General features: G+C 65.6%; 13 protein-coding genes. 2 read left to right on the forward strand and 11 right to left on the reverse strand.

Translation table 11 applies throughout. The features are described 5' to 3' along the window. The first annotated feature begins 131 nt into the window (after nt 1–131). The gene (gene hexR, locus ACVWZ5_RS23015; RefSeq protein WP_172402443.1) at nt 132–995 is read left to right on the forward strand and encodes a DNA-binding transcriptional regulator HexR; all 864 of its coding nucleotides are present in this window, start codon (nt 132–134) and stop codon (nt 993–995) included. Here hexR and ACVWZ5_RS23020 read toward each other — a convergent pair. The 11 genes from ACVWZ5_RS23020 to edd form a co-directional block, all read right to left on the reverse strand. Beyond that, nucleotides 988–1,842, reverse strand: coding sequence for a D-hexose-6-phosphate mutarotase (locus tag ACVWZ5_RS23020; protein ID WP_336196993.1), 855 nt, complete (start codon nt 1,840–1,842; stop codon nt 988–990). The two genes, hexR and ACVWZ5_RS23020, sit on opposite strands and share 8 nt — an antisense overlap. A gap of 118 nt (nt 1,843–1,960) precedes the next feature. Further along, the gene (locus ACVWZ5_RS23025) at nt 1,961–3,304 is read right to left on the reverse strand and encodes a carbohydrate porin (protein WP_096049439.1); all 1,344 of its coding nucleotides are present in this window, start codon (nt 3,302–3,304) and stop codon (nt 1,961–1,963) included. 73 nt (nt 3,305–3,377) lie between these two features. After that, the gene (locus ACVWZ5_RS23030) at nt 3,378–4,526 is read right to left on the reverse strand and encodes an ABC transporter ATP-binding protein (protein WP_062575020.1); all 1,149 of its coding nucleotides are present in this window, start codon (nt 4,524–4,526) and stop codon (nt 3,378–3,380) included. Between the two features lie 3 nt (nt 4,527–4,529). Further along, nucleotides 4,530–5,375 (reverse strand): carbohydrate ABC transporter permease, encoded by an 846-nt coding sequence (locus ACVWZ5_RS23035; protein WP_084943463.1) that lies wholly within the window; start codon nt 5,373–5,375, stop codon nt 4,530–4,532. Next, nucleotides 5,368–6,276 carry a carbohydrate ABC transporter permease gene (locus ACVWZ5_RS23040; protein ID WP_028691968.1) on the reverse strand — a complete coding sequence of 303 codons (909 nt, stop codon included), beginning with the start codon at nt 6,274–6,276 and terminating at the stop codon, nt 5,368–5,370. The genes ACVWZ5_RS23035 and ACVWZ5_RS23040 overlap by 8 nt, the downstream gene beginning before the upstream one ends. A 134-nt stretch (nt 6,277–6,410) precedes the next feature. Continuing rightward, nucleotides 6,411–7,697: an ABC transporter substrate-binding protein gene (locus tag ACVWZ5_RS23045; RefSeq protein WP_062575022.1), complete on the reverse strand. Its 1,287-nt coding sequence runs from the start codon at nt 7,695–7,697 to the stop codon at nt 6,411–6,413. Nucleotides 7,698–7,812: 115 nt separating this feature from the next. Then, a complete protein-coding gene (locus ACVWZ5_RS23050) occupies nt 7,813–9,030 on the reverse strand; it encodes a D-mannose isomerase (protein WP_457340887.1) in 1,218 nt (405 codons plus the stop codon). A 116-nt stretch (nt 9,031–9,146) separates the two neighbouring features. Next, on the reverse strand, nt 9,147–10,601 hold the full coding sequence (locus ACVWZ5_RS23055; protein ID WP_280070734.1) for an ATP-binding protein: 1,455 nt from the start codon (nt 10,599–10,601) through the stop codon (nt 9,147–9,149). After that, nucleotides 10,585–11,280: a response regulator gene (locus tag ACVWZ5_RS23060; protein WP_189660178.1), complete on the reverse strand. Its 696-nt coding sequence runs from the start codon at nt 11,278–11,280 to the stop codon at nt 10,585–10,587. The genes ACVWZ5_RS23055 and ACVWZ5_RS23060 overlap by 17 nt, the downstream gene beginning before the upstream one ends. Before the next feature lie 96 nt (nt 11,281–11,376). Further along, nucleotides 11,377–12,333 carry a glucokinase gene (locus ACVWZ5_RS23065; protein ID WP_186599422.1) on the reverse strand — a complete coding sequence of 319 codons (957 nt, stop codon included), beginning with the start codon at nt 12,331–12,333 and terminating at the stop codon, nt 11,377–11,379. After that, complete coding sequence (gene edd, locus ACVWZ5_RS23070; protein ID WP_028691974.1) at nt 12,330–14,156, reverse strand: phosphogluconate dehydratase; 1,827 nt, start codon at nt 14,154–14,156, stop codon at nt 12,330–12,332. The genes ACVWZ5_RS23065 and edd overlap by 4 nt, the downstream gene beginning before the upstream one ends. A gap of 266 nt (nt 14,157–14,422) precedes the next feature. On the opposite strand from edd, the gene gap reads away from it, so the two are divergent. Next, on the forward strand, nt 14,423–15,424 hold the full coding sequence (gene gap / locus ACVWZ5_RS23075) for a type I glyceraldehyde-3-phosphate dehydrogenase (RefSeq protein WP_062575027.1): 1,002 nt from the start codon (nt 14,423–14,425) through the stop codon (nt 15,422–15,424). Nucleotides 15,425–15,490: the final 66 nt, after the last annotated feature.

Raw genomic sequence — 15,490 nt, forward strand, 5'->3', positions numbered from 1 at the left:
GGTTAATGTAGTAAAAACCATAACATTCAATACAGCCATTACAGACAAGTGGTGTGACAATCTTACCGACAGTACGATACACGCCACCGCAAAAAGCCAGCTTCCCGACCCAAGGACACACCATGGACCGCGTGCGCAACCTCCTGGAACAGATCCAGGGCCGCCTCGACGAGCTGAACAAGGCCGAACGCAAAGTCGCCGAAGTCATCCTGCTCAACCCGCAACAGGCCACCCGCTTCAGCATCGCCGCCCTGGCCCAGGCGGCCAAGGTCAGCGAACCGACGGTCAACCGCTTCTGCCGTTCGTTCGGTGTCAGCGGCTACCCCGAGCTCAAGCTGCAGTTGGCACAGAGCCTGGCCAGCGGCGCCGCGTACGTCAGCCGCGCGGTGGAGGCCGATGACGATCCGGCCGCCTACACCCAGAAGATCTTCGGCAGCGCCATCGCCTCGCTGGACAGCGCCTGCCAGGCGCTCGACCCACAACAGGTCAGCCGCGCCGTGGACATGATGATCCAGGCCCGGCAGATCCACTTCTTCGGCCTCGGCGCCTCGGCCCCGGTGGCCCTCGACGCCCAGCACAAGTTCTTCCGCTTCAACCTCGCCGTGTCGGCCCATGCCGATGTGCTGATGCAGCGCATGCTGGCCTCGGTTGCCCACACCGGCGACCTGTTCGTGATCATCTCCTACACCGGGCGCACCCGCGAACTGGTCGAGGTGGCGCGCCTGGCCCGGGAAAACGGCGCCTCGGTGCTCGGCCTGACCGCCGCCGGCTCGCCCCTGGCCCAGGCCTGCAGCCTGAGCCTGCACATCCCGCTGCCGGAAGACACCGACATCTACATGCCGATGACCTCGCGGATCATCCAGCTCACCGTGCTCGACGTGCTCGCCACCGGCATGACCCTGCGCCGCGGCGTGGACTTCCAGCCGCACCTGCGCAAGATCAAGGAAAGCCTCAACGCCAGTCGCTACCCGATCGAGGACGACGACCTCAACTGAGCCGGTGCGCCTGCAGCCGCAGGTGCGCCCGCTCCCCCGGCGCCAGGCTCAGGCCCTCGCCACTGCCGCTGGCCGCCTCGACGCAGACGAAGCCCTGGCATTCGCGCCCGGTCACGCCCATCAACGGGCGATTGCCCGGGTGCCAGACCACGGTGTCATCGCTGTCGCCGGTGTCGATGCACAGCTCGCGCTGCCAGTCCGGATCCTGCAACTGCACCTTGGGCGTGCCGGGATAGACCTTCTGGCAACCGCCCTTGAGGGTCAGCGCGCCGTCCTCGCGGCAGGCCTGGCGATTGAGGCGATCGTAGCCTTGGATGTCCTCGAGCCCGGACAGCGCTATCTTCGACACGTCGCTGATTCGCCAGTAGGCCAGCAGCGCATGGCTCAGCTGACACGGCTCGCTGTCCTGGTGCTCGGTGCTCAGCCTCAGTTCCATGCTCGCGCCAAGCCGGGCGTGCAGGTCGACCTGCCAGTCGCACAGGTCCAGGCGCCACTTGAGGGTCACGCCCTGCCCGTCCTCAAGGCTGTCCACCAACTTCCAATCCAGCAGGCGCGCCCAGCCGTGGGCCGGCCACAGGTCCTCGCTGGGATGACGGCCATACCACGGCCAGCACACCGGCACGCCACCGCGGATGGCGCCCACCTGCGGCCACTGCTCGGCGCACCACAGCCAGGGCTTCTCGCCGGCCGGCTGGAAATGCAGCAGTTGCGCGCCCTGTCGGCTGAACACCGCTTGGCAGCTTGGGTGGTCGATGATCAGCACATCGCGCTGCTGGTAACGCTCCCACTCGAAGGTCGGCCTGGGCCGTTGCGAGGTGAAGAAGCGATGTAGCGGATGTTCAGGCATGGTTCCGAGCTCTTTTGTTGTTTGAGATAGCGCTGTCTCGACCCGTGCCCGCTAACCACTGCTGGCCAGTGGTTAGCGGGAGGTCGAGATGGATGGCGTAAATTTACAACAATTTTTCTCAGAATGACGACTGAATCTTCAATCCCGCGACCAGCGCGTTATCCACTTCGTCCACTCCGCCCGGGCTCTTGATGTACTGCAGGTTCGGCCGTACGGTCAGCCAGTTGGTGACATGGAAGCCGTAGTAGAGTTCGGCGTTGTACTCGGTGCGCTGCAGCGGCACGAAGCCCGGATTGTCGTAGTCGTTGATACCGTTCTGGGCATTGAGCAGTTCGGCGCGCTTCTTCACGTCGTCATTGACATGGATGCGGGCGATGCCGAAGCCGATGTCGTCCTTGGGTCGGGCGTCGAAGGCACCTTTGTAGACCAGGCCGACCTGCTGGTAGTTGTCGACCACGTTGGTGGCCTTGTCGTGCACGGTGAAGTTGGCGAACAGGCTCAGGCCGCGATTGACGTCGCCGGCATGGGCGGTGACCTGCTGCTGCGCCACCACCCACCAGCCGTGCTTGCTGGAGTGCGACTTGAACGCCGCGCCGGTCAGCGCCTGCGGGTTGCCGTTGATGTCGTCGTACACGTCGTCGGCCTTGGCGGTGCTGTAGTAGTAGCCCAGGCGGTATTCGCCCGGCAAGCCGTTGACCTTCGGCGACCACACCGCCTCCACCGGCAGGATCGCGCCCTTGGTGCCACTGCCGCTGAGCTTGAAGCCGTTGCCGGTCTCCAGGTTCGACGGGTTCTGCTCGTAGGCGCCGACCTGGACGAAGAATTCCGGGGTGATGTTGTACTTGACCCGCAGCGCCCATTGGCTGACCGGCCAGTTGTACCAGATGCCGCCGACCCAGTTGCCCACCTGCGAGCCGCAGAAGGCCAGGTTCTGGAAGTCGCAGGGGAAGCTGTTGAAGTCCTCGCCCTCGCCGAAGCGGCCGAATTTCACGTCCAGCGCGCCGTCGAAGTACTTCTGCTTGATCCACATCTGGGTCAGCCGCCAGGTCTGGCCCCGGCCCCAGACTTCCTGCACCGAGCTGAACTGCCCGGCGCGCGGGTCGCTGATGCGGTCGTTGGACAGGTTGCGGCCGCTACGCTCGGTGATCGCCAGCTTGAACTCGGTGTCCTTCCAGCCGAAGATCTTCTCCAGGTCCAGGTGCGCGCCCAGGGCGAACTGGTCGCTGTAGCGCGCGGTCTTGTCGTCGTTGTAGCCGCCGTGCAGGTTGCCGGCCACCTCGCCGACGTAGTCGAGGGTGAAGTCGTAGCCCTTCTCCAGCAACTCGGTGCGGGTGCCGCCCCAGTCGCCGCTCATCCATTTCGATTCCGACGAGAAAGCCTCGGCGGCCTGGGCCCCGCTGCTGCCGACCACGGCCAGCAGTGCCAGCGAGCCCAGTGTCCTGATGCGATTGCGATGTTCCATCCCTTTGCGTCCTCTTTTCTTGTTATTAACAGAACGAATCAACGGCCTGATCTTTCCTGTGGTAGCGCCGTCCTTAACGGCCTTTGAAACGCGTCACGTTGTCCTTTACTGCGGTGGCGGCAAGGTCCAGGCGTTCGCCGCTGCCGGCGTCGAACAGCAGCACCCGCGCCGGGTCGAACTGCAGGTTGAGGCTGTCGCCGACCCGGCATGCCACATCCGGCGCCAGGCGGCAGCAGACCTTGGTCTGGTTGAGGGTGACGAACACCAGCAGGTCCGGGCCGGTGGGCTCGGTGACCTGCACTTCGGCGCGGATACCCGGCAGGCCATTGCCCTGCTCCGCCCCCAGGGCGATCTGCTCCGGGCGCACGCCGAGGATGATCTCGCGGCCTTCCAGCTCGTCCGCCACCACGCCCAGCGGCAGCTCGCAGCGCGCCTGGCCGCTGTCGAGCAATGCCAGCACGCGGCCGTCCTGCTTCGTCAGGCGCACCGGGATGAAGTTCATCGGCGGCGAGCCGATGAAGCTGGCGACGAACAGGTTGGCCGGGTCGTTGTAGATCTGCTGCGGCGTGCCGAACTGCTGGATGATGCCGTCCTTCATCACCGCCACCTTGTCACCGAGCGTCATCGCCTCGATCTGGTCGTGGGTGACGTACACCGTGGTGGTCTTCAGGCGCTGGTGCATCAGCTTGATCTCGGTGCGCATCTCCACCCGCAGCTTGGCGTCGAGGTTCGACAGCGGCTCGTCGAACAGGTAGATCTTCGGCCGCCGCGCCAGCGCCCGGCCCATGGCCACGCGCTGTTGCTGGCCACCGGACAGCTGCCCGGGCTTGCGCTCGAGCAGGTGCTCGATCTGCAGCAGCTTGGCGACCCGCGCCACCTCTTCGTCGATGGCGGCCTGGGGCATCTTGCGGATCTTCAGGCCGAAGGCGATGTTGTCGCGCACGTTCATGGTCGGGTACAGCGCGTAGGACTGGAACACCATGGCGATGTCGCGGTCCTTGGGGCTCATGCCGCTGACGTCCTCGTCGTCGATGAGGATCGCCCCGCCACTGATGCTCTCAAGGCCGGCGATGCAGTTCATCAGCGTCGACTTGCCGCAGCCCGAGGGGCCGACCAGGATCAGGAACTCGCCGTCCTTGATCGCCAGCTGGATGTCCTTGAGCGTGTCCGGCAGGCCCACGCCGTAGGTCTTGTGCACATTGCGAAGTTCGAGTGTTGCCATGACTTACCCCTTGACCGCGCCGGCGGTCAGCCCGCGCACGAAATACTTGCCCGCGACCACGTAGACCAGCAGCGTCGGCAGCCCGGCGATCATCGCCGCGGCCATGTCGACGTTGTATTCCTTGGCCCCGGTACTGGTGTTGACCAGGTTGTTGAGGGCCACGGTGATCGGTTGCGAGTCGCCGCTGGAGAACACCACGCCGAACAGGAAGTCGTTCCAGATCTGGGTGAACTGCCAGATCAGGCAGACCATGATGATCGGCGTCGACATCGGCAGGATGATCCGCCCGAAGATGGTGAAGAACCCGGCGCCGTCCAGGCGCGCGGCCTTGACCAGCGCCTCGGGGATGCTCACGTAGTAGTTGCGGAAGAACAGCGTGGTGAAGGCCAGGCCGTACACCACGTGCACCAGCACCAGCCCGCTGGTGGTGCTGGCCAGGCCCAGCTTGCCGAGGGTGAACGAGGCCGGCAGCAGCACGGTCTGGAACGGCAGGAAGCAGCCGAACAGCAACAGGCCGAAGAACAGCTGCGAGCCACGAAAGCGCCACATCGACAGTACGTAGCCGTTGAGCGCGCCGATGGCCGTGGAAATCAATACCGCCGGCACGGTGATCAGGATCGAGTTGACGAAGTAGCCGCTGACCGTGGCCCAGGCCTTGCTCCAGCCGATGGCGGTGAACGCGGTGGGCCAGCTCAGCAGGTTGCCGCTGCCGATGTCCTCGGGGGTCTTGAAGCTGGTCAGCAACATCACCACCAGCGGCACCAAGTATAGCAGCACGGCCAGCAGCAGCACGGCATGGATGGCGATGCGGCTGAGGTTCAGTGCGGGTTTGTCGGTCAGGCTAGTCATGGCGTTTGCCCCGCAATTCGGAATACAGGTACGGCACCAGGATCGCCAGGATCGCGCCGAGCATCAGGATCGCGCTGGCCGAGCCCATGCCCATCTGCCCACGGCTGAAGGTGAACGAGTACATGAACATGGCCGGCAGGTCCGAGGAGTAGCCCGGGCCACCAGCAGTCATCGCAGCCACCAGGTCGAAGCTCTTGATCGCGATGTGCGAAAGGATCATCAGCGAGCTGAAGAACACCGGGCGCAGGCTGGGCAGCACCACGGTCCAGTAGATGCGCGGCAGGCTGGCGCCGTCGAGCTGGGCGGCGCGGATGATCGACGGGTCGACGCCGCGCAGGCCGGCGAGGAACATCGCCATGATGAAGCCCGAGGCCTGCCACACGGCGGCAATCACCAGGCAATAGACCACGCGGTCGGGGTCGATCAGCCAGTCCAGGCGAAAGCCTTCCCAGCCCCAGTCGCGTAGCAGCTTGTCCAGGCCCATGCCGGGGTTGAGCAGCCATTTCCAGGCGGTACCGGTGACGATCATCGACAGCGCCATGGGGTACAGATAGATGGTGCGGATGAAACCTTCGCGGCGGATGCGCTGGTCGAGCAGCACGGCAAGGAACACGCCGATGGCCAGGGTGATGCCGATGAACAGTCCACCGAACAGCAGCAGGTTCTTGCTCGCCACCCACCAGCGGTCGTTGTCGAACAGCCGGGCGTACTGCGCCAGGCCCGCCCACTTGTAAGTTGGCAGGAAGGTCGAGGTGGTGAACGAGAGGACGAAGGTCCACAGGATGTAGCCGTAGAAACCCACCAGGACGATGAACATGCTCGGCGCCAGCACCAGCTTCGGTAGCCAGCGCTGCAGCGCGTCCAGGGGAGAGGCCCGCAGGCGGGCGGTTGCTGTGGTCATGATATGGGGTCCCGATGCGAGATTGCCTGCACGGGCCTCATCGCTGGCAAGCCAGCACCCACAGCTACAGGAACGCTCAGGCTGATCGCTGTACCTGTGGGAGCCGCCTTGCCGGCGATAGGGCCGTCAGATCCTTACTTGGCGGCGTTGACGGCCGCGGCCAGCTTCTTCGCCGCATCGGCCGGATCGGCCTTAGGATCGTTGATGTAGTTGGTCACCACATCGAAGAACGCCCCCTGCACCGCCAGCGTGGTGGCCATGTTGTGCGCCATGCTCGGTTGCAGGCCGCCGGACTTGGCGTCGGCCAGGAAGTCCTTGGCCGCGGTCTGGGCGCAGCTGTCGAAGCCGTGCTTGCCCATGTCGGCAAGCATGTCGTTACGCACCGGGATTGAACCCTTGTTGGTGCTGAACACTTTCTGGAAGTCCTCGCCCAGCACCTTGCGGGCGATGTCCTGCTGGCCCGCCGCGGTACCCTTGTCCTTCTGCTTGAACACCACCAGCGAGTCGATGTTGTAGAGGAAGGCCTGGTCGGTGCCGGGGAAGGCCACGCACTGGTAGTCCTTGCCGGCGGTCTTCTTGGCCAGGGTCCATTCGCTCTTGGCCCAGTCGCCCATGATCTGCATGCCGGCCTTGCCATTGATGACCTTGGCCGCTTCAAGGTTCCAGTCCTGGCCTTTGCCGTCAGGGTCCATGTAGGTGGCGACCTTCTTGAGCTCGGTGAGCGCCTTGACCATCTCGGGACCGCTCAGGGCATCCTTGTCCAGTTCGACAAGGGCCTTCTTGTAACCCTCGACGCCCATCACCGAGAGCACCACATTCTCGAACACGGTGCTGTCCTGCCACGGCTGGCCACCGTGGGCCAGTGGGATGAAACCGGCGGCCTTGAGCTTGTCGGCAGCGGCGTAGAATTCATCGAGGGTGGTCGGGACCTTGTCGATACCGGCCTTCTTGAACACTTCCGGATTGATCCACAGCCAGTTGATACGGTGGATGTTCACCGGCACGGCCACGTAGTCGCCGTCGTACTTCACGGTATCGGCGACTTTCTTGTCGAGCAGGCTATCCCACTTCTCTTCCTTGGCAACGTCCTTGAGCACATCGGTGTCGAGCAGGCCGGTGGATGCCCACTCCTGGATATCCGGGCCTTTGATCTGCGCCACTCCAGGGGGGTTACCGGCCACCGCGCGACTCTTGAGCACGGTCATGGCGGTAGAGCCACCGCCCCCGGCCACGGCGCCGTCCTTCCAGGTGAAACCGTCCTTCTCGACCTGGGCCTTGAGCACATCGACCGCGGCCTTTTCACCGCCGGAGGTCCACCAATGGACGACTTCCACACTGCCTTTGGAATCGGCGGCCTGGGCACTGAGGGAAAACAGGGAGGCGAAGGAGATCGCGGCGGCGAGACGAAGCGTCGAATGCATGGGAATACCTTTCTTGTTGTTATGCGAGGCAAGACTGTCGCTTGCATGGCATGGAGTGTAGGGAGCCCGCGCCCGCCGCCAGGTAACGAACGGATGCGCGAATGTCATCGTTTGGTTACAAAGCCAGGGCCGTGGCCAGGCTCGGCGCCAGCGGCAGGCGCGGCAGCAGCAGGGCCTGGTAGGCGTGGTAGAGATCGGGCTTGCCGCCCCAGATCCGCGCACTGGGCAACAGCGCCGGGTCGAGCTCGTGGTGCCAACTGCCGTGGCCGCGGTCGATGAAGTGGCTGGCGATGAAGTCCCAGAAGCAGCGATACCAATGTTCATATTGCGCCTCGCCGGTACGCCGCGACAGGGCCGCGGCGGCGGCGCTGGCCTCGGCATGCACCCAGTGCAGGCGTTCGCGCACCACCGGTCGGTTGCGCCAGTCCAGTGTATAGACCAGCCCCGGGGCGCCATCAGCCTGCCAGGCATGGCGGCAGGCACTGTCGAACAGGCCCCTGGCGGCGGGCAGCAAAGCAGCGGGCGCCGGCAATTGCGCCCGCTGCAGGGCCGCTTCCAGGTGCAGCACCAGACGGGCCCATTCGAAGGCATGGCCGGGCGTGGTGCCGTAGGGACGGAAGCCGTCGGCGGGGTTGTCACGGTTGTAGTCGGGTAACGCCTGCCAGAGCGCGTCGAAATGCTCGGTGACCCGCAAACCATCGGCGGCGGCCTGGGCCAGGATCAAGCGTTCGACGATCCGCAGGGCGCGGCGCAGCCACAGCGTGTCGCCGGTCACATCGGCCAGGGCGAGAAACGCCTCGACGCCGTGCATGTTGCTGTTGGCGCCACGGTAAGCCTCCGCTTGCCCCCAGTCGCGGGAGAACGACTCGCGCAAGGCGCCCTCCTCCTCGCACCAGAAGCGCTGCTCGATGACCCGGACCACGGCATCGAGCAGTGCCTGGGCCTGCGTGACACCCGCTACCACCGCCGAGCTGGCGGCAAGGGCGACGAAGGCATGCAGGTAGGCGGCCTTGCCAGTGTCGCCGTGGCCTTCGGGCTGGGCGTACCAGCCGTCGTGCTCCTGATCGCGCAGCGGGCCCAGCAGGGCCTCGACGCCATGCTCGACCAGCTCGCGGCAACCCGGAACGCCCTGGATATGCGCCAGGGCGAAGCTATGGGTCATGCGCGCGGTGTTCATGGTCTCGGCCAGGGCGCAACGGGGCAGGCGGCCTTCGTCGTCGAGGTTGCCGAACCCCTGGGGCAGGCGCGAAGCCCTGGCGAAGGCGAGCAGGCGCAGGGCCTCGGCGTCGAGCCAGGCATGGTGTGTCGGGGAGTCGATCCAGCGGTTGGCCATGGGCGCGGTCTTCCTTGTTGTTTTCAGCCGATTCTAGTCAGCCGTCCTGGCTGACATGTCACGAAGGCCGGCCCGATTGTCACCATTTAGTGACATCAGGCCCCTGTAGGAGCGTGTCAATCGGTTGTACGCGGCAGGTACAAGGTCACCCGCAACCCGCCCTCACGCAGATTGAACAGGCTCACCTCGCCGCCATGGCTGTGGGCGATGTTGCGCGCGATCCCCAGCCCCAGCCCATAGCCTTGCTGCTGCCCGGCCAGCCGGAAATGCGGCTCGAACACCTGCTCCAGGCGCTGCTCCGGCACCCCCGGCCCCTGGTCGTCCACCTGCAGGACAAAGCTCTCGGCACCGTCGAGAATCCGCAGGTGCGCCCGCTCGCCGTACTTTATGGCGTTATCGATCAGGTTGCCGATGCAGCGGCGCAGGGCCAGTGACTTGCCGAGGTACGGCGCCAGCGCCTGCCCCTCGAGGGTGATGCGCCCGTCGCCGAGGTAAGGCTCGGCGAGCATCTCCAGCACCTGGTTGAGGTCAATCGGCTCGATGTTCTCGTGAATGTCGGTGTCCTTGACGCATTGCAGCGCCCCCTTGACCAGCAGCTCCAGCTCGTCGAGGTCGCGGCTGAACTTCGCTTGCAGCTTCTCGTCCTCGAGCAGCTCGACCCGCAGCCGCAGGCGCGTGATCGGTGTGCGCAAGTCATGAGAGATGGCGCTGAACAGTTGGGCGCGCTCGGTGAGATAGCGACTGATCCGCTCGCGCATGCTGTTGAACGCCCGCCCCACCTCGACCACTTCGCTGCCGCCGCCCTCGGCCACCGGGGCCACGTCGGCGCCCAGCGACATTTCCCGCGCCGCCCGCGCCAGGCGCTTGAGCGGCCGGCTCTGCCAGTGCACCAACAGGCCGATGAACAGCAACAGCAAGGCAGTGGTCATGGCAATGAAGCCGATCTGCTGACGCGGCAGGCGCTCGGCTTCGAGGCTGGTGTAAGGCTCGGGCAGCAGCGAGGCGATGTACAGCCACTCGCCCTCGCCCAGGCGGATCTGGGTCACCAGCACCGGCGGGTTGAGCGGTTCGAGGGTCAACGAGTAGTGCGCCCAGGAGCGAGGCAGCTCATCGAGCTTAAGGCCGCTGTTGAAGATCCGCAGGTCGTCGGGGCTGACGAATTCGACGGATATCTCCAGCTGCTGGCCCAGGCGCTCGTGCAACACCTGCTGGAACACATCGATCACCGCTTGCTTGCGCGGGGTGATCGGCAGCACCGGCATCTCCAGCGGCTTGACGTTGAGCGAGACGAAGAAGCGCGTTCCGCCCATGCTGCGCAACTGGTCGAGGACCATTGGCCGGTAGGCCACCGGCAGCGAACGGAAGTAACTGACGCTGGCGCTCATCGAGTGAGCCAGGCTGCTGGCGCTGGCACGCAGGCCCTGCAGCTGGCTGGCCCGCAGTTGCGCCACCCAGATCAGGCTCGACAGCCCCTGGGCCAGCAACACCACCAGCAAGGTCAGCAGCAGCATGCGCCCCAGCAAGGAACGCGGCAGCAGGCGCCAGCGGCGCTCGCTAGGCCGGGCAGACATTGGTTGCCAGCAGGTAACCGCTGCCGCGCACGGTGCGGATCAGCCGAGGGGGTTTTTCCGTGTCGCGCAGGCGCTGGCGCAGGCGGCTGACCGCCATGTCGACGATACGGTCCAGCGGCATCGGCTCGCGCCCGCGGGTGGCGTTGCCGATGGTGTCGCGGTCGAGGATCTGCTGCGGGTGGTCGAGGAACAGCTTGAGCAGGGCGAAGTCGGCGCCAGAGAGGATCACCTCTTCGCCATCGCGGTGGAACAGGCGATGGCTGACCGTGTCCAGGCGCCAGTCGTCGAAAGCCAGTACCGCGCTGGCCGGCGCCGCCTGGCCGAAATCGGCGCGACGCAGCAAGGCCTTGATGCGGGCCTGCAGTTCACGCGGGCTGAAGGGCTTGCCGAGGTAGTCGTCGGCACCCAGCTCCAGGCCGATGACCCGGTCGGCTTCGTCGGAGCTGGCGGTGAGCATGATGATCGGCACCCGCGCCTGGCGTGGGTGCTGGCGGACCCAGCGGCACAGGCTGAAGCCATCCTCGTCGGGCAGCATTACGTCGAGGATCACCAGGTCGTAAGGGTTGGTGTCCAGGGCGCGGCGAAAGCCCTGGCCATCGGGTTCGGCATGGACCTGCAGGCCGCAGCGGGCGAGGTAGGTCTGCAACAGTTCGCGGATGTCCTGGTCGTCATCGACCATCAGGATCGATTTGCCGGCAGTGGTCACAATGGTCAGTCCTCTTGTAAACGCAGGTCTTCATGCCTGCTGTAGGGGGCCGCTTCGCGGCCCCAGCGATCAATGGTCCAAGGCCTGCTGCAAGGCCACCCCGGCCCCCAGCAATCCGGAAAACTCCGCCGTCACCAGCCATACCGGCACCCCGGCGAAATAACCACTCATGCAGCCCTTGTCGGCGAAACTCGCGGCGAATCCGCTGCGCAGGAACAACTCGGCGAAACGTGGGATCACGCCTCCGACAATGTAGACCCCACCCCGGGCGCCCAGGGTGAGCACGTTGTTGCCCGCCACCCGCCCGAGGAATCGGCAGAACTGCTCGATCACCGCCAGCGCCCGGGGCTCGCTGGCCAGGGCCGCGTCGGTAATCTGCGCCGGAGTCTTGTGCGTCGGCGTGACGCCGTCGAGCACACAGATCGCCTGGTACAAGCGCACCAGCCCACCGCCACTGAGCACCGTCTCGGCGCTGACATGGCCGATCTGCCGGTGAATCTCCTGGTGGATCGCCGCCTCGCGGGCGTTGCCCACCGGCAGGTCGACATGCCCGCCCTCCCCCGGCAGCGCCAGCCAGTGCTCGCCCAGGCGCAGCAGGCTGCCCACACCGAGGCCGGTGCCGGGGCCGATCACCAGCGCCGGGCGCGACGGGTCGGCGAGGCCTGCGCAGACCTCGCGGAACTCACCGTCGCGCAGGCGCGTCATGCCCAGGGCCATGGCGGAAAAATCGTTGATCAGCAACAGGCGCTCGACCTGCAGCGTCTGGCAGAACGCGCTGCGGCTCAGGCGCCAGTGGTTGTTGGTGAAGCGGAATTCGTCGCCGTCCACGGGGCCGGCCACTGCCAGGCACACCGCCGCCAGGCCGCCACGGGCGATGCCCTGGTCGGCGAGGTAGGCCTCGATGGCCTGCTCGGGGCTGGTGTAGTCGGCGGTGGCCAGCACCTGGACCGCCTGCAGCTCATGGTCGCGCCACAAGGCGAAACGTGCGTTGGTGCCGCCGATGTCGCCGACCAGCAAGGCCTTCATTTGAGATTCTCCAGGGCCGAGGTGAAGGCGCTCGCGCCCTGTTCGGCCGAACTGAACGCCACGCGCATGAAGCCGAACAGCTCGCGCCCGCAGCCCAGGTCGTTGCCCGTGGGCGGCTCGGGCAGTTCACGGCTGGCCAGCTCCTCGGCCGAGACCATGATCCGCAGCGTGCCTTCGGCACCATCGACACGCACGATATCACCATCGCGCACCCGCGCCAGCGGGCCGCCATCGAAGGCTTCCGGGCACACGTGAATGGCCGCCGGAATCTTGCCCGAGGCGCCGGACATGCGCCCGTCGGTAACCAGGGCCACCTTGAAGCCGCGATCCTGCAGCACGCCGAGGAAGGGTGTCAGCTTGTGCAGCTCGGGCATGCCGTTGCAGCGCGGGCCCTGGAAGCGCACCACGGCGACGAAATCGCGCTCCAGTTCGCCGGCCTTGAACGCATCGGCCAGCGCTTGCTGGTCGTGGAACACCCGGGCGGGCGCCTCGACCACGCGATGCTCCGGCGCCACCGCCGACACCTTCATCACGCCGCGCCCCAGGTTGCCCTCCATGACCCGCAGGCCGCCCTCGGCGGAGAACGGCCGCGCCACCGGGCGCAGGATGCTTTCGTCGAGGCTGTCCTTCGGCCCTTCGCGCCAGACCAGTTGGCCATCTTCGAGGAACGGTTCCTGGGTATAGCGGCGCAGGCCATGCCCGGCCACGGTGTTGACGTCCTCGTGCAGCAGGCCCGCGTCGAGCAGCTCGCGAATGAGGAACGCCATGCCGCCGGAGGCCTGGAAGTGGTTGATGTCGGCCTTGCCGTTCGGATAGACGTGGGACAGCGTCGGCACCACCTCGGACAGGTCGGCCATGTCCTGCCAGGTCAGCTGGATGCCGGCGGCCTGGGCGATGGCCGGGATGTGCAGGGTGTGGTTGGTCGAGCCGCCGGTGGCGTGCAGGGCAACGATCGAGTTGACCAGCGCCTTTTCGTCGACGATCTCGCCGATGGGCATGAAATTGCCGCTGGCCTTGGTCATGCGCGTGACCTGGCGCGCGGCCTCGGCGGTGAGGGCGTCGCGCAGCGGCGTATACGGGTTGACGAACGAGGCGCCCGGCAGGTGCAGCCCCATCACCTCCATCACCAGCTGGTTTGTGTTGGCAGTGCCGTAGAACGTGCAGGTGCCCGGACCGTGGTAACTCTTCATTTCCGATTCGAGCAGTTGCTCGCGGGTGGCCTTGCCCTCGGCGTAGCGCTGGCGCACATCGGCCTTTTCCTTGTTGGAGATGCCCGAAACCATCGGCCCACCCGGCACGAAGATGGTCGGCAGATGACCGAAGCGCAACGCGCCCATCATCAGGCCGGGAACGATCTTGTCGCAGATGCCCAGCATCAGGGCGGCGTCGAACATGTTGTGCGACAGGGCGATGGCGGTGGACATGGCGATCACTTCGCGGCTGGCGATGGCCAGCTCCATGCCCGGCTCGCCCTGGGTCACGCCATCGCACATGGCCGGCACACCGCCGGCGAACTGGCCGACCGAGCCGACTTCGCGCAGGGCCTGCTTGATCTGTTCGGGGAAGTGCTGGTACGGCTGGTGCGCCGAAAGCATGTCGTTGTAGGCAGAGACGATGGCCACGTTGGCGGCGTTCATCAGGCGCAGGGTCTGCTTGTCCTCGCCGCCACAACCGGCCACGCCATGGGCGAAGTTGGCGCACTGCAGGCTGGCGCGCATGGGTCCGTCACTGGCCGCCCCACGGATCAGCTCAAGGTAGCGTTCACGGGTACGGCGGCTGCGGGCGATCAGCCGTTCGGTGACCTCAAGGATGCGCGGATGCATGTACTGGACTCCAGGCTAACTGTGGGGCGGCCTCCACTGGCCATTTCCCCTCCAAACGATTGCGACCTAGGCTCTAGAAACAGGTGCCTGGACCGTTCGAAATGGGGCTGACCCGACCACTCGTTGTATGTTTAAACAAAATACTGCCAGCAAAAAGGCTTGTTTTCTATCTCTCGGTGAATAATCTTGTAATTCCAACAACAAAACCGTTTCAGTGAAGCTGCTCTTTGTGCCACAGGCTTCACCCGACTGCCAGAGGTAACGCCATGACCCTACGCATCGCCATCAACGGATTCGGCCGCATCGGACGCAACGTCCTGCGCGCACTGTACACGCAGGGCTACCGCCAGGACCTGCAGGTCGTCGCCATCAACGACCTGGGCGACAGCGCGATGAACGCCCACCTGCTCAAGTACGACAGCGTCCACGGCATTTTCGACGCCAGCGTCGAGGCCGACCACGAAAGCCTCACCGTCAATGGCGACCGCATCGCCGTCAGCGCCATCCGCAACCCTGCCGAACTGCCCTGGAAGACCCTGGCCATCGATGTGGTGTTCGAGTGCACCGGGCTGTTTACCGAACGCGCCAAGGCCGCCGCGCACCTGACGGCCGGCGCCGCCAAGGTGATCGTCAGCGCGCCGGCCAAGGGCGCCGACGCCACCGTGGTGTACGGGGTCAACCACGACGTGCTGCGCGCCTCGCACCAGATCATCTCCAACGCCTCGTGCACCACCAACTGCCTGGCACCGATCGCCCAGGTGCTGCACCGCGAGTTCGGCATCGAGCAAGGCCTGATGACCACCATCCACGCCTACACCAATGACCAGGTGCTCACCGACGTCTACCACAGCGACCCGTACCGCGCCCGTTCGGCCACCCAGTCGATGATCCCGAGCAAGACCGGCGCCGCCGAGGCCGTCGGCCTGGTACTGCCGGAACTGGCCGGCAAGCTCACCGGCATGGCCGTGCGGGTACCGGTGATCAACGTGTCGCTGGTCGACCTCACCGTCAACCTCAAGCGCGAGGCCAGCGCCGACGAAGTCAACCAACTGTTCCTCGAGGCCAGCCGCCACTCGCGGGTGCTGGGCTACAACGCCCTGCCGCTGGTGTCGTGCGACTTCAACCACAACCCGCTGTCGTCGATCTTCGACGCCAACCACACCCGCGCCAATGGGCGCATGCTCAAGGTGCTGGCGTGGTACGACAACGAATGGGGCTTCTCCAACCGCATGCTGGACAACTGCCTGGCGTTGTTCAACGCCAGGTGAAGTCTTGCACGATCCCTTGTAGGTGGTCGCGCAGAGAGCTGTATCCCTGTGGGAGCGGCCTTGCGT

The organism is Pseudomonas sp. TE6283 (assembly GCF_054060555.1).

What these genes read in the sequence shown, in the direction of transcription:
- ACVWZ5_RS23030 (WP_062575020.1), bottom strand. Translation starts at nt 4,526, where the DNA reads ATGGCAACACTCGAACTTCGCAATGTGCACAAGACCTACGGCGTGGGC.
- ACVWZ5_RS23055 (WP_280070734.1), bottom strand. Translation starts at nt 10,601, where the DNA reads ATGTCTGCCCGGCCTAGCGAGCGCCGCTGGCGCCTGCTGCCGCGTTCC.
- ACVWZ5_RS23020 (WP_336196993.1), bottom strand. Translation starts at nt 1,842, where the DNA reads ATGCCTGAACATCCGCTACATCGCTTCTTCACCTCGCAACGGCCCAGG.
- ACVWZ5_RS23035 (WP_084943463.1), bottom strand. Translation starts at nt 5,375, where the DNA reads ATGACTAGCCTGACCGACAAACCCGCACTGAACCTCAGCCGCATCGCC.
- edd (WP_028691974.1), bottom strand. Translation starts at nt 14,156, where the DNA reads ATGCATCCGCGCATCCTTGAGGTCACCGAACGGCTGATCGCCCGCAGC.
- ACVWZ5_RS23060 (WP_189660178.1), bottom strand. Translation starts at nt 11,280, where the DNA reads ATGGTCGATGACGACCAGGACATCCGCGAACTGTTGCAGACCTACCTC.
- ACVWZ5_RS23045 (WP_062575022.1), bottom strand. Translation starts at nt 7,697, where the DNA reads ATGCATTCGACGCTTCGTCTCGCCGCCGCGATCTCCTTCGCCTCCCTG.
- gap (WP_062575027.1), top strand. Translation starts at nt 14,423, where the DNA reads ATGACCCTACGCATCGCCATCAACGGATTCGGCCGCATCGGACGCAAC.
- ACVWZ5_RS23065 (WP_186599422.1), bottom strand. Translation starts at nt 12,333, where the DNA reads ATGAAGGCCTTGCTGGTCGGCGACATCGGCGGCACCAACGCACGTTTC.
- ACVWZ5_RS23040 (WP_028691968.1), bottom strand. Translation starts at nt 6,276, where the DNA reads ATGACCACAGCAACCGCCCGCCTGCGGGCCTCTCCCCTGGACGCGCTG.
- ACVWZ5_RS23025 (WP_096049439.1), bottom strand. Translation starts at nt 3,304, where the DNA reads ATGGAACATCGCAATCGCATCAGGACACTGGGCTCGCTGGCACTGCTG.
- ACVWZ5_RS23050 (WP_457340887.1), bottom strand. Translation starts at nt 9,030, where the DNA reads ATGGCCAACCGCTGGATCGACTCCCCGACACACCATGCCTGGCTCGAC.